The following is a 12,640-nucleotide window of genomic DNA, read 5'->3' as shown; positions in this document are numbered from 1 at the left end:
ACCGTCCACCCCGTCATTGCGCACCTCACGAAACGTCATCGTGTCATTTCCGCTTGACCCGCCGAGGCTAGCATCGGGGCTGATCAGGCGCCCGCAACGCACCTCCCGATGTCGGAGGGGGTCGCCACAATTGAGGTATGACGGCAGTCGACTGGGACTCATTGCCGGCGGCGGATCCGCTGCCCTCCGAGCGTTCCCTGCTGAGGAGTCTGATCCAGTCCCTGGTCGACAGCGAGGCTCAGATCAGCGCGGCCCGCGCTCATCAGGCGATGCTGTACACCTCGATCAGCGAGAGGAACGACGACCGGACCATGGATCAACGGCGAGCCGACATCGTCGCGGATCTGCTGCTCTGCGGCGCGCCGGCCGCGCTCGACGAGGGCACCGCTGCCATCCGGGCCCACGTCCAGGTCACCGTCCCCGTCTTGACGCTCGCGGGATCGGACGAGGCCGGTGCGACGCTCGCGGGTTACGGTCCGATCGATCCCGAATCGGCCAGGTGCCTCGCGGCGGGCGCTCCCGGCTGGGACCGCGTCATGACGCATCCGGTCAGCGGAGCCATGCTCGCCGTGGATCGGTACCGTCCGAGCGCCGACCTGCTGCGCGCATTGCGCGTCCGAGACGAGCACTGCCGTTTCCCCGGGTGCCGTCAGCCGGTTCGACGGTGCGATGTCGACCATACGCACGACGCCGCTCTCGGTGGTCAGACCGAGATCCACAATCTCGCCCACCTCTGCCGCCGTCATCACACGCTCAAGCACGCCACCGATTGGCAGGTGAGGCAGCTGGGCGGCGGGTCCCTCGAGTGGACCAGCCCGACGGGTCTGGTCTACATCGACGTGCCCACCCCCATACTGCGGTTCATTCCGTCCGGCGATCCCCCGCCCTTCTGACCCATGCCGCCGTGGGCATCCGCCGCAACCACCGGCGCAAACGACCGGTGCCCTGACAGACTGGAGCAATGAGCCTCCCGTTCGAGAGCGCGTACCGGCACGGGTTCGCCCGCGTCGCGGCCTGCACCATTCCCCTCGCGATCGCCGATCCGGTCCGAAACGCCGAGGCCGTGCTCACCACCGCCCGCGAGTGCGACGCCGACGCCGTTGCGGTCGCCGTCTTCCCGGAGCTGTGCCTGAGCGGGTACGCGATCGACGACCTCGTCATGCAGGATGCCGTCCTCGACGCCGTCGAGACCGCCATCGCGACGCTGGTGGCGGCATCCGAAGAGCTCTTCCCCGTGCTCGTCGTGGGCGCCCCGCTGCGCCATCGCAACCGCCTCTACAACTGCGCCGTCGTGATCCACCGCGGTGAGCTGCTCGGCGTCGCACCCAAGTCGTATCTGCCCACCTATCGGGAATTCTACGAGCGCCGCTGGTACGCGCCCGGCGACGACCAGATCGGACAGGACATCCGCGTCGCGCACCTGGAGGCGCCGTTCGGACCGGACCTGCTGTTCGAAGCCCTCGACGTTCCGGGCCTGGTCGTCCACGCCGAGGTGTGCGAGGACGTCTGGGTGCCGATCCCGCCGTCATCCTCGGCCGCCCTCGCCGGTGCGACAGTGCTGCTGAACCTCTCGGGAAGTCCCATCACGATCGCACGGGCCGAGGACCGCAAGATCCTCTGTCAGTCCCAGTCCCTGCGATGCCTCGCGGCGTACGCCTACGCCGCTGCCGGCCAGGGCGAATCGACGAACGACCTCTCGTGGGACGGGCAGACCCTGATCTACGAGGGCGGCAACCTGCTCGCCGAGACGGAGCGATTCCCCGAAGGTCGGCGCCACTCGGTCGCCGATGTCGACCTCGACCGCCTGCGGCAGGACCGCCTCCGCCAGGGCACGTTCGATGACAACCGTCGCGCCGAGCACGCCGAGGCGATGTTCCGCACCGTCCACTTCGAGCTCGACCCGCCCGCCCGCGATATCGGGCTGCGCCGTCACCTCGACCGCTTCCCGTTCGTGCCCGACGACCCTGCGCGGCTCGCGCTGGACTGCTACGAGGCGTTCAACATCCAGGTGTCGGGCCTGGTGCAGCGGCTGCAGGCGATCGGAGACCCCAAGCCCGTGATCGGTGTGAGCGGCGGCCTGGACTCCACGCACGCCCTCCTCGTGATCGCGCGCGCCATGGACCGCATGGGGCGGCCGCGCAGCGAGATCCTCGCCTACACGATGCCCGGCTTCGCGACCTCCGAGCACACGAAATCGAACGCGATCGCCCTCGCCGAGGCGATCGGCGCCTCGATCGAGACGATCGACATCCGGGATGCCGCCACCGAGCTGCTGACGAAGATCAAGCACCCGTTCGCCGACGGCCGCCCCGTGCACGACGTCACCTTCGAGAACGTGCAGGCGGGCCTGCGCACGGACTTCCTGTTCCGGCTCGCCAACCAGAACGGCGGGCTCGTCATCGGAACGTCCGACCTGTCCGAGCTCGCCCTGGGCTGGGCGACGTACGGCGTCGGCGATCAGATGAGCCACTACGCCGTCAACACCGGTGTGCCGAAGACGCTGATCCAGCACGTGATCCGCTGGGTCATCGCCGATCCGTCGGTCGAGCTGAGCGAGCACGCCAAGGACGTGCTCCAATCCGTGCTCGACACCGAGATCAGTCCCGAACTGGTGCCGGCCGGGCAGGACGGCAGGATGCAGTCCACCGAGGACCGCATCGGCCCGTATGCGCTGCACGACTTCGCCCTGTTCCACATCCTCCGCTTCGGGTTCCGTCCCTCGAAGATCGCCTTCCTCGCCGAACGCGCGTGGAAGGACGCGGATGCCGGCGCCTGGCCGCCTGGCTTCCCCGACGCCGATCGCTACGCGTACGACCTGCCCACGGTCACGAAGTGGCTGCGGGTGTTCCTCCAGCGCTTCTTCGCATTCGCACAGTTCAAGCGCTCCGCGATCCCCAACGGCCCCAAGGTCTCCCCCGCCGGATCGCTGTCGCCGCGCGGGGACTGGCGCGCACCGTCGGACGGCAACGCCGCGGTCTGGCTGGCCGAACTGGATGCCGCGCTCCCCGATCTCGCACCCTAGGAGCACGATGGCCAGGCGCGCGACGATCATCGGCAGCGGGCCGAACGGCCTCACCGCCGGCGTCGCCCTGGCACGGGCGGGGTACACGGTGACCGTCCTCGAAGCGTCGAGCACGGTCGGCGGAGGCGTGCGCACCGGCGAACTCACGCTCCCCGGCTTCCGGCACGACGTCGGCTCGGCGGTGCACCCGGCGGCCCTGAGCTCGCCGTTCTTCCGGGCGTTCCGGCTGCGTCACCGCATCGACTGGGTCACCCCCGAGATCTCCTACGCCCACCCGCTGGAGGGCGGTCGCGCCGGCATCGCGTGGCGCGACATCGACCGCACCGCCGAGGGCCTCGGCCGCGATGCGAAAGCCTGGCTCGCCATGCTCCGGCCGCTCAGCTCACACCTCGAGAACGTCGTGGATTTCACCGGTTCGCAGCTGCTGCGCGTCCCGCGGCATCCCCTCACGACCCTGCGATTCGGCACGCGCGTCCTGCAGATGGGAACCGCACTGGGACGAAGGACCTTCGCCACCGAGGAGGCCGACGCCCTGCTGACCGGCGTCTTCGCCCACGCCAACACTGCGCTGCCGTCGATCGGGGCCGCCGCCTCGGGACTGTTCCTCGCCGCGCATGCACACGCCGGCGACGGCTGGGCATACCCTCGCGGGGGTGCTCAGCGCATCGCCGACGCGCTGATCGCCGACCTCCGCGCGCACGGCGGCGAGGTCCTCGCCGATCACCACGTGCGGTCCCTCTCCGCTCTGGAATGGGGAGACGCCGCCGCGGGCGACCTGCTGGTGCTCGATACCTCGCCGAGACTTCTGCTGAGCCACCCCGACATCCCCGGCGCCTATGCTCGCGCGATCGAGAGGTACCGCTACGGTGCGGCCGCCGCGAAGGTGGACTTCGCGCTGGACGGCCCGGTCCCCTGGGCGAACGCCGACGTCGCCCGCTCTCCCACCGTGCACCTGGGCGGCACGTCCGCGCAGGTGCGGAGGTCCGAGAACACCGTCGCGCGCGGGGCCGTGAGCGACCGGCCCTACGTGCTCGCGGTGCAGCCGTCCGTCCTGGACCCGTCGCGTGCCCCGGCCGGCAACGCGGTGCTCTGGGCCTACATCCACGTGCCGGCCGACTCGCCCCTCGATCCGACCGAGCTCGTGACCCGCCAGGTCGAGCGGTTCGCTCCGGGCTTCCGCGACCGCATCCTCGCCTCGCAAGCGATGACGGCGGCGGACCGGCCGGGTGTCAACCCGTCCGACATCGGCGGCGACATCCTCGGCGGGGCCTTCGGCCTGATCCAGGCGATCCGCCGGCCGGTGATTTCTCCCACCCCGTGGCGCACGCCGATGCCCGGCGTCTACCTCGCGTCGGCAGCCACTCCCCCTGGTCCCGGTGTCACCGGCATGCCGGGCTGGTACGCGGCGCGGCAGGCGATCGACGACGCTGGCGTCGGCAGGCTCGAGCCCGGAGACCTGTTCCGGACGTGACCGTGTTCGTACGCTGAAGGAGTGGACGGTTTCGCGGCGGTCGACTTCGAGTTCGCACGGCAGGTGCTGCAGCGCGGCATCGCGGCTCTGTTCCTGGTGGCCTTCCTCTCGAGCCTGAATCAATTCCGCCCGCTGCTCGGCGAACACGGCCTGCTACCCGCTCCCGAGCTGCTCGACTGGGCGCGTTCGTCGAAGCGGGCGGGACGGATGCTGCATCCCACGCTCTTCCGGTGGGTGCGCTACACCGACCGCCGGCTGGTGACTCTGTGCGTAGGAGGCATCGTCGTGTCAGCGACGCTCATCGCCGGGATCCCGCAGCTGGGACCGCCCTGGGTGCCGATGATCGCCTTCCTCCTGCTGTGGGCGGGCTACATGTCGATGACGAGCATCGGGCAGACCTTCTACTCGTTCGGCTGGGAGATGCTGCTGCTCGAAGCGGGCTTCCTCGCCGCGTTCCTCGGCTCTGACTCGCAGCCGCCGCCCATGGTCGTCATCGTGCTGTTCTGGTGGCTCGTGTTCCGGCTGGAGTTCGGGGCGGGAATGATCAAGATCCGCGGCGGACGCGAGTGGCGCGATCTCACGGCGCTGATGTACCACCACGAGACGCAGCCCATGCCGGGCCCGCTCAGCAGACAGGCGCACCTGCTGCCCCGCTGGTTCCATCGCGGCGAGGTCGTGGGCAACCACTTCGCGCAGCTGGTCGTCCCGTGGTTCCTGTTCGTGCCGCTGCTGAGCCTGTGGGTCCCCGGACCGGTGCCCGCGCTCGTCGGGGCCGTAGCGGCGGGCATCGTGATCGCCACGCAGGCGTGGCTCGTCGCGACCGGCAACTTCGCCTGGCTGAACTGGGCGACGATCGTGCTCGCCGTCTCGGCGATCGGACTGCCCGGCATCGGCTCTCCCCCGCGACCGGCCGCGGACGCGCCGCCGTGGGTGATCGACGGTCTGCCGCTCTGGTGGCTGGTGGTCACCTCGGCCGTCGGCGTCCTGTTCGTCGTGCTGAGCCGGCACGCGCTGGGCAATCTGTTCGCCCGGCGGCAGCTCATGAACGCCAGCTTCAACCGGTGGCAGCTCGCCAATGCGTACGGCGCGTTCGGCACGGTCACGAAAGAGCGCATCGAGATCGTCGTCGAGGGCACCATGGATGAGGATCCGGATGCCGCCGCCTGGGTCGAGTACCCATTCCGGGGCAAGCCGGGCGAGCTTCGCCGCATCCCCCGCCAATTCGCGCCGTATCACCTGCGCCTGGACTGGCTGATGTGGTTCCTGCCGCTCGGGCATTCGCTCGACGACTGGTTCACCGGCTTTCTGGTCAAGCTGCTCGAAGCCGATCCGGCGACGCTGCGGCTGCTGGCGCACGATCCGTTCGAGGGCACGGCACCGCGCTGGGTGCGCGCTGTCTCGTATCGCTACCGGTTCACGACGCGCGCCGAGTTCCGCGAGAGCCACGAGCGCTGGTACCGCGATCGCCGGCGCGTGGTGTTCGGAGCGGCCTCGCTGCGCAGGCCTGGAAGACTGGACGGGTGAAGCTTCTCGTCGCCGCGCTCGAATCCGAACTGGTCGCCTTTCCGCCTGCGCTGCCCGGGTTCGACCGGCTGGTGACAGGCCCCGGCAAGCTGCAGGCCGCGTACGCGCTGACCCGGGCGCTCGACGCGAACGCGTACGACGAGATCCTCGTGGTCGGAACGGCCGGCGCGATCGACCCGATGCTCGACGGCGACGTGTACGAGATCGACGCGGCGATCCAGCACGATGTGACCGACATCGACGGCCGAGTGGGTCAGCACGTGTCGCTTCCCCCGCGGGTCGAGCTCGGTCGCGAGGGCATCACGATCGCGACGGGCGACCACTTCGTCGACGGCGCGGAGGCGGTGGCGGTGATCCGGCCGCTGGGCGCAGGCCTGGTCGACATGGAGACGTATGCGTACGCGTGGGTCGCGGCGCAGTTCGGTGTGCCGATCCGCGTGATCAAGGCGGTCTCCGACCGCGCGCAGGACGATGCGATCACCGACTGGCGCAGCACGGTGACGGCGTGCAGTGCGCAGCTGCGCGAGTTCGTCCGGGCCGAGTACGGCGTGTAGCGCTCGTCAGCTGTCTGAGTCGCCGCTGCGGGCGAAGATCATCCGCAGCACGAAGAACACGATCACGGCGACGACCGCGACCACGAGCAGCTTCACGATGAACGCGACGACCGAGAACAGGACGTTCACCAGGAACCACGCGATCAGGATGGCCGCGATGACGCCGACGATGGTCCAGATGGTGCCCTTGTTCACCCCTCCAGCCTAAGGCTCAGACCGTGACCGCCGAATCCTGCCGGATCACGCTCGGACCCTGCGGGGTCGCTTCGACGACGAGCCGCGCGGGCAGCTGCTCCTTCATGGCGGCGACGTGGCTGATCAGACCCACGGTGCGACCGCCCTGGCGCAGTTCGTCGAGCGTGCGCATCGCGAGATCGAGCGTGTCGTCATCGAGCGACCCGAAGCCCTCGTCGATGAACAGGGTGTCGAGCTTCACGCCGCCCGCGCGCGCCGTGACCACCTCGGCGAGGCCGAGCGCCAGCGCGAGCGACGCGAGGAAAGTCTCGCCGCCCGAGAGCGACTGCGCCGGGCGCGCCTGGCCGGTGTGCGCGTCCATGATCTGAAGACCCAGACCGGATGCCGCTCCCCGCGCCGCGCGCGCATCCGTGTGCTGCAGCCGGTACCGGCCGGAGGACATGTCGTCCAGTCGCAGATTGGCCGCCTCGACGATCTCCTCGAGCTCCGCGGCGAGGACGAAGGACTCCAGGGTCATGCGGTGCGTGTTGGGCGCCTTGCCCGCGACGGTGTGGGCCAGGCGCGCGACGACCTCGTGCTCCTCGGCGAGCGAGGAGATCGCCTCCTGCGCCGCCGCCGCCCGCCGAAGGAGGTCCTCGAGTCGCCCGAGCGTCTGGGCGGCATGAGCGGCGGCATCCACCGCGGCGCTCCATCGCTCCCGCGCGCCGGCCAGCGCGACCGCAGTCGCCGACAGATCGACGAGGTCTTCGGGCTCGCCGGCGAGCTCCAGCTCGAGTTCGCGCAGGCGGTCGCGCTCCGAGCGCAGGGCGGCGTCGTGCTCGCGGATGCGGCGATCGAGCAGGGCGCGCGCGTCGGCATCCCGCAGCGCGCCGGTCGCCCCGGCGGCGTCCGCGAATCTGGAGGCGGTGATGCGAGCCGCGAGATCGACACTCGCGTCCAGCGCGGCGGCGCGGCGCACGGTCGCCTCGGCGTGCGCCTCGACGAGCGTCTGCGCCAAGGAGCGCCGGCGGGTCGCGTCGTCGATGCGGGCGGCGACGGTGGGGAACGGACCGCGAGCGGCGTCGACCGCGGCCCGCGCGGACGCCGCCTGGGCCTCGAGAGCCGCGAGGGACTCCCGCGCAGTGGCGAGCTCGGCGGTCAGCGCGTCGCGCTCGGACTCGGCAGCGGCATCCGTCTCGATCAGCTCGTCGCGCTGGGCGGAGAGCAGTTCGTGCGCGGCGAGTGCCTGCTCGGCCGCCGCGAGGGCAGCCTCGGCGGCGTTGTGCGCGCTCTCGAGCGCAGCAACGCCCTCGCCCCCGGCCCGCGCTGAGACAGCGGCGTGCGCGGTGCGAGCAGTGCGGGAGGCCTCGGATGCGGCGCGCTCCTGCTCGGCCGCCCTGTCCTTGCCCCGTTCGGCGGCGGCCAGATCGGCGTCGGTCACGGCGTCTTGCGCTGCCGGAGCGGGGGCCGGGTGCTGGAGCGACCCGCACACGGCGCACGCCTCCCCATCGACCAGCGCCCCGGCCAGCTCACCGGCGTGGCCGGCCAGGCGGCGGCGCAGCAGTGCCGTGACGGCGGCAGCCGCCTGCTCGAGATCCTCCAGCGCTGCGGCGTGCGCGGACTCCGCGTCGCGCTGTGCGCCGGCGAGACGCTCCGCGTCGCGCGCGGCGACGAGACGGTCGGCGACCTCGCCCACGTGCGCCCGCGCCGAGGGAAGCGCGCCGGCGGCCGTCGCATGCACGCGCAGCTGCTCTTCGAGCTGCGCGAGGCGCGCCGGCAGCCCCGCGCGCGCCGCATCGATGCGCGCCGAGATCGCCTCGAAATCGTCGATGCGCGTGCGCGTCTCGGTGATGGCCGCCTCGACTGCGTCGAGTTGCTGCTCGGCGACGATCGCAGCGGCCGCCACGGCGAGATCCCCGGTGAGTTCATCGATGCGGATGCCGAGGGCTGCGGCATCCGCCCCCTCACCCGCGGCGACCCAGGTCGTCAGCGCGGTCTGCTCGGCCGCAGCGGCGGCGGCCGCCGCCTGCTCGGCCCGCTCGGCGGACTCGATCGGCGCGCGAAGCGCCTCGGCCTCGGCCGCCCGATCGAGCGTCTCCCGATCGTCAGCGATCGCCGGCGCCTGCACCTCCAGCACGGACAGTGCGGCACGTGACCGCGATCGCTGCTCCTGCTTGTCGCGCAGCGCCTCCGCGCGGCGATGCGCCGCCGATGCGGCCGCATGCGCCGCATCGGCGCCGTCGCGTTCGCGGGTGAGGTTCTCGGCGCGATACGCAGCGCGCTGCACGGCGCGCTCACCCGACGTGAAGCGGGCCGACACCGCAAGGGTTGCCTCGGCGCCTTCGCCGTCACCCGGCTCACCTGCCAGGGCGTCGGCGTCGATGAGCCGCTCCGCCTCGCCGAGCAGCAGCACGACGCCGTCGCCCGCCGCGGCGAGCGCATACTCGGCGTCCTTGCGCCGCTGCTCCAGAGCGCTCTGATAATCCTCGTAGGTGCGCGTGCCGAAGAGTTTTCGCAGCAGACGCTGCCGGTCATCGTTCTTGGCGAGGAGGAACTCGGCGAAGCGGCCCTGAGCGAGCAGGATCACCTGGAGGAACTGCTGCTGGTTCAGGCCGAGGATCTCGTCGAGCTCCCGTGCCACATCGACCGGGCGGGCGGCACGGCCGATCCACGCGGCGCCCACGAGCTCGTCGAGCTGAGCGCGATGCGGCTCGGTGGTCAGCCCCGGACCACGGTGCTTGGGCCGCTCGTACTCCGGCGAGCGGGTGACGCGCCACCGCCTGCCTGCGGCGCTGAACTCGACGGTGACGGCGGTCGGGTCATCGGGCGCGCAGTGATCACTGCGCAGGCGCTTCTCGACGCCGTCGTAGCGCGGCGCACCGCCGTAGAGGGCGAAGCAGACGCCGTCCAGCACGCTGGACTTGCCCGCCCCGGTCCGACCGGCGATGAGGAAGATCCCGTCGGCGGCGAACGCGTCGAAGTCCACGACCTGACGCTCGCGGAACGGACCGAAGCCTTGGAGCTCGAGCCGGTGCAGCCTCATCGTCCGGCCCTCACGATGACGCCTCGACGAGCGAGCGCTCGTCGATCACATCGGCGATGAGCTCGGCCTCCCGCGAGGTCGCGCCCTCGCCGTCACGCACGTGCGAGAGGAACGCATCCACCAGCTCGGCGTCGCTGCGCGCCGCGCGCACGCGACGGGAGTAGGTCAGGCCGTCCGGCCCCGAACGCCCCTCCGGCGTGTGCATGACGGTCGCGCAGAACGGGAAACGTGCCTGCAGCCGGCGCATGGGGTCGAGCTGCGGAGTCGCGTCGGTGTACTGGGCGCAGATCCAGGCGTCCTCGTCCGGCGCGAAACGCTCGTCGGTCAGCAGCTCGTCCAGCGTGGCGCGGACGGTCTTCAGGCGCCGCGGCACCGGAAGACCGAGCCACTCCACAGACCCCAATCCGCCGGCATCCATCTCGACGAGCCATGACCCGCGCGGCTTGTCCGCCTCGCCGAAGCTGTAGTGCAGCGGCGCCCCGGCGTACCGCACGCGCTCGGAGAGCTGCTGACGACCGTGGATGTGCCCGAGGGCGACGTAATCCGGGCCGTCGAAGGCCGACATCGCCACGACGTCGAGGCTGCCCTGACGGATCTCGCGCTCGACTCCCGGCGTGGCATCGACGCCCGCGGCGAAGCAGTGCGCGATCGCCACCGAGCGGCCGCCCCTCTCGGCGAGATCGGCGCGAACCAGGCCCATCACGTGGTCGACCGTCGCGTGCTGGGAGCGCAGTTCGACGCCGTCCCACAGGTGGCGCACGAGCGCGGGCTCGAGGAAGGGGATGCCGTAGAAGTGCACCGGTCCGTGCGCGTCGTCGATCGTGATCGGGGTGCCGGCCGACAGCGGGTCGGTCACGACGTGGATGCCGTCGCGCAGCAGCGCGGATTGGAATCCGAGCCGGGCGGCGGAGTCGTGGTTTCCGCTGGTCACGATGATCTGCGCCCCCGCGTCGGACAGCGACCGCAGCGCGTCGGTGAGCAGGGTGTAACACGCCGCCGCGGGGGCCGCGGAGTCGAAGACGTCGCCCGCGACGATCACCACGTCGACGTCGTTCTCGCGCACCTGCTCGGCGAGCGCGGAGAGCACGCCGCGCAGCGCATCGAGCGTGGCGTGGCCGTGGAACGACCGCCCGATGTGCCAGTCCGAGGTGTGCAGGATGCGCATGTTCACACGGTACGTGCGCCGTGCGACATCGCCGCCGAGGCGGGCGGGCGGTTCGCTCATCGCGAAGCGTCAGCTGCGGCGCGACTTCTTCTTGCGGCGGGAGCTGAGATCGACGATCGAGATCAGGAAGGCGAGTGCCACGAAGATGGCGACCGCCGTCATCCCGTACGCGTAGGCGTCGTGGTAGACCACGAGGTCGGGCGCCGAGCCCCCTTCGCGGTAGATCGTCGCATAGAAGAGCGACAGTGCGACCGCGGTGCCCACCGAAGTGCCGATCCGCTGCCCGAGCTGGCCGATGGATCCGGCGATGCCGCCCTGCTTGACGGGGATGTCGGCGAGCGTGAGCGTCTGGTTCGGCGAGATCACCAGTCCGCCTCCGATCCCGCCGATCACCATGACCCCCGCCATCACCCAGGGGACGGCATCCGCCGGGACGAACAGAGCCGCCGCGGCGAGCCCCAGGACGCACGCGAGCACGCCGGTCAGACCCCACACGACGATCTTGCGGCCGTACGTGCCCACGAGGTTGCCGCCGATCCACGAGAACACGGCACTGGCCAGCGCGAACCCGATCGTCACCATTCCGGCGTAGACGGGCTGCAGGCCCAGCCCGGTCTGCAGGAACAGGGTCGTCAGCAGGAACAGGGCCGGCAGCGCCGTGAAGTACGCCGCGATCAGCAGGGTGCCGTTGCGGAAGGACGAGACCCGGAACAGAGCGAAGCGGATGAGGGGCTGACGACCCTGAGACTCGTAGTGCCGCTCCCATGCGACGAAGGCTCCGGCGAACAGCACGAAGGCCACCAGCAGCCACCACCGGCGGGGGTCGTCGTCGGGCGATCCGGTCGTGAACAGGAACGGCCACATGAGCGAGAGCACGGCCAGGCCGAACAGCAGCACGCCGAACAGGTCGAACGACAGCGGCTTGCTCGACCGGGTGCGTGTGCGCGGCAGCACCCAGACGGCCAGCGCGATCGCGATGATGCCCAGCGGCACGTTCATCCAGAAGATGAGCCGCCACCCGTCGGCCTCGCCGCCGACGAGGATGAGAAGGCCCCCGAGCGTCGGCCCGAACGCCGTCGCGATGCCGATCGTCGCTCCGAACAGACCGAACGCCCGCCCGCGCTCCTTGCCCTGGAACAGCTGCTGGATCAGACCCAGCACCTGCGGCATCTGGATGCCGGCCGCCACGCCCTGCAGCAGCCGCGCGATCAGCAGCATCATGGGGCTGATCGCGACCGCGCACAGCAGACTCGTCGCGGTGAACAGCGACAGCCCGACGATGAACAGCGCCCGCCGCGAGCGCTGGTCTCCCAGCCGACCCATCGGCACCAGCACGAGGCCGAACGTCAGCACATAGCCCGACACGATGAGCTGCAGCTCGGTGGAACCGGCCCCCAGCGCCGCTTCGATCGACGGGAGCGCGACGTTCACCTTCGACAGGTCGAGGATCGTGATGGCCGCGACGGCGACGCACACCCAGAAGGCGCGCCAGCGCTGAGGCGAGCTCAGCACGATGTCGGTGGTCGGCGGGTTCGCGCCGCTCTTCAGGGTCGCGGTTGCGGGGCTGGAATCCGTCATCGTCCTCAGGCTATCGGCGACCGCGGGCAGGAAGGCCGCGCGCGGACGGCGAGCACGGCCTCAGGAGCCGGCGGCGGCGGGGAATGCATGGGATGGGCCGCCGCCGGCG

General features: G+C 71.0%; 9 protein-coding genes. 5 read left to right on the top strand and 4 right to left on the bottom strand.

All coding sequences use genetic code 11. From position 1 onward, the window contains the following. Positions 1-137: 137 nt before the first annotated feature. The 5 genes from RWQ91_RS09450 to RWQ91_RS09430 all read left to right on the top strand — a co-directional run bounded on the left by RWQ91_RS09450 (position 138) and on the right by RWQ91_RS09430 (position 6,571). The gene (locus RWQ91_RS09450; RefSeq protein ID WP_314505254.1) at positions 138-893 is read left to right on the top strand and encodes a DUF222 domain-containing protein; all 756 of its coding nucleotides are present in this window, start codon (positions 138-140) and stop codon (positions 891-893) included. A 68-nt stretch (positions 894-961) separates the two neighbouring features. Next, positions 962-3,022 carry an NAD(+) synthase gene (locus RWQ91_RS09445; protein ID WP_314505251.1) on the top strand — a complete coding sequence of 687 codons (2,061 nt, stop codon included), beginning with the start codon at positions 962-964 and terminating at the stop codon, positions 3,020-3,022. Between the two features lie 7 nt (positions 3,023-3,029). Next, the gene (locus RWQ91_RS09440; RefSeq protein ID WP_314505248.1) at positions 3,030-4,493 is read left to right on the top strand and encodes an NAD(P)/FAD-dependent oxidoreductase; all 1,464 of its coding nucleotides are present in this window, start codon (positions 3,030-3,032) and stop codon (positions 4,491-4,493) included. 21 nt (positions 4,494-4,514) lie between these two features. Further along, a complete protein-coding gene (locus tag RWQ91_RS09435) occupies positions 4,515-6,017 on the top strand; it encodes a lipase maturation factor family protein (RefSeq protein WP_314505244.1) in 1,503 nt (500 codons plus the stop codon). Next, entirely contained in the window at positions 6,014-6,571 is a 558-nt protein-coding gene (locus tag RWQ91_RS09430) for a nucleoside phosphorylase (protein ID WP_314505240.1), read from the top strand. The genes RWQ91_RS09435 and RWQ91_RS09430 overlap by 4 nt, the downstream gene beginning before the upstream one ends. Positions 6,572-6,577: 6 nt before the next feature. On the opposite strand, the gene RWQ91_RS09425 is transcribed toward RWQ91_RS09430, so the two are convergent. The 4 genes from RWQ91_RS09425 to RWQ91_RS09410 all read right to left on the bottom strand — a co-directional run bounded on the left by RWQ91_RS09425 (position 6,578) and on the right by RWQ91_RS09410 (position 12,531). Next, positions 6,578-6,766 (bottom strand): hypothetical protein, encoded by a 189-nt coding sequence (locus tag RWQ91_RS09425; protein ID WP_314505238.1) that lies wholly within the window; start codon positions 6,764-6,766, stop codon positions 6,578-6,580. 16 nt (positions 6,767-6,782) lie between these two features. Beyond that, entirely contained in the window at positions 6,783-9,788 is a 3,006-nt protein-coding gene (locus RWQ91_RS09420) for an SMC family ATPase (protein WP_314505235.1), read from the bottom strand. A 10-nt stretch (positions 9,789-9,798) separates the two neighbouring features. Beyond that, positions 9,799-10,953 (bottom strand): exonuclease SbcCD subunit D, encoded by a 1,155-nt coding sequence (locus RWQ91_RS09415; RefSeq protein ID WP_314505490.1) that lies wholly within the window; start codon positions 10,951-10,953, stop codon positions 9,799-9,801. Between the two features lie 69 nt (positions 10,954-11,022). After that, positions 11,023-12,531 carry an MFS transporter gene (locus tag RWQ91_RS09410; protein ID WP_314505233.1) on the bottom strand — a complete coding sequence of 503 codons (1,509 nt, stop codon included), beginning with the start codon at positions 12,529-12,531 and terminating at the stop codon, positions 11,023-11,025. Positions 12,532-12,640 lie beyond the last annotated feature (109 nt).

It is taken from the genome of uncultured Microbacterium sp. (assembly GCF_963524805.1).
Lineage (GTDB): Bacteria > Actinomycetota > Actinomycetes > Actinomycetales > Microbacteriaceae > Microbacterium.
Note: the sequence above shows the minus strand (reverse complement) of the source record. Positions and strands in the feature narration are given on the sequence as shown.

Coding starts and splice junctions, on each gene's coding strand:
- RWQ91_RS09450 (WP_314505254.1), top strand. CDS start 138: ATGACGGCAGTCGACTGGGACTCATTGCCGGCGGCGGATCCGCTGCCC.
- RWQ91_RS09445 (WP_314505251.1), top strand. CDS start 962: ATGAGCCTCCCGTTCGAGAGCGCGTACCGGCACGGGTTCGCCCGCGTC.
- RWQ91_RS09440 (WP_314505248.1), top strand. CDS start 3,030: ATGGCCAGGCGCGCGACGATCATCGGCAGCGGGCCGAACGGCCTCACC.
- RWQ91_RS09420 (WP_314505235.1), bottom strand. CDS start 9,788: ATGAGGCTGCACCGGCTCGAGCTCCAAGGCTTCGGTCCGTTCCGCGAG.
- RWQ91_RS09415 (WP_314505490.1), bottom strand. CDS start 10,953: ATGCGCATCCTGCACACCTCGGACTGGCACATCGGGCGGTCGTTCCAC.
- RWQ91_RS09410 (WP_314505233.1), bottom strand. CDS start 12,531: ATGACGGATTCCAGCCCCGCAACCGCGACCCTGAAGAGCGGCGCGAAC.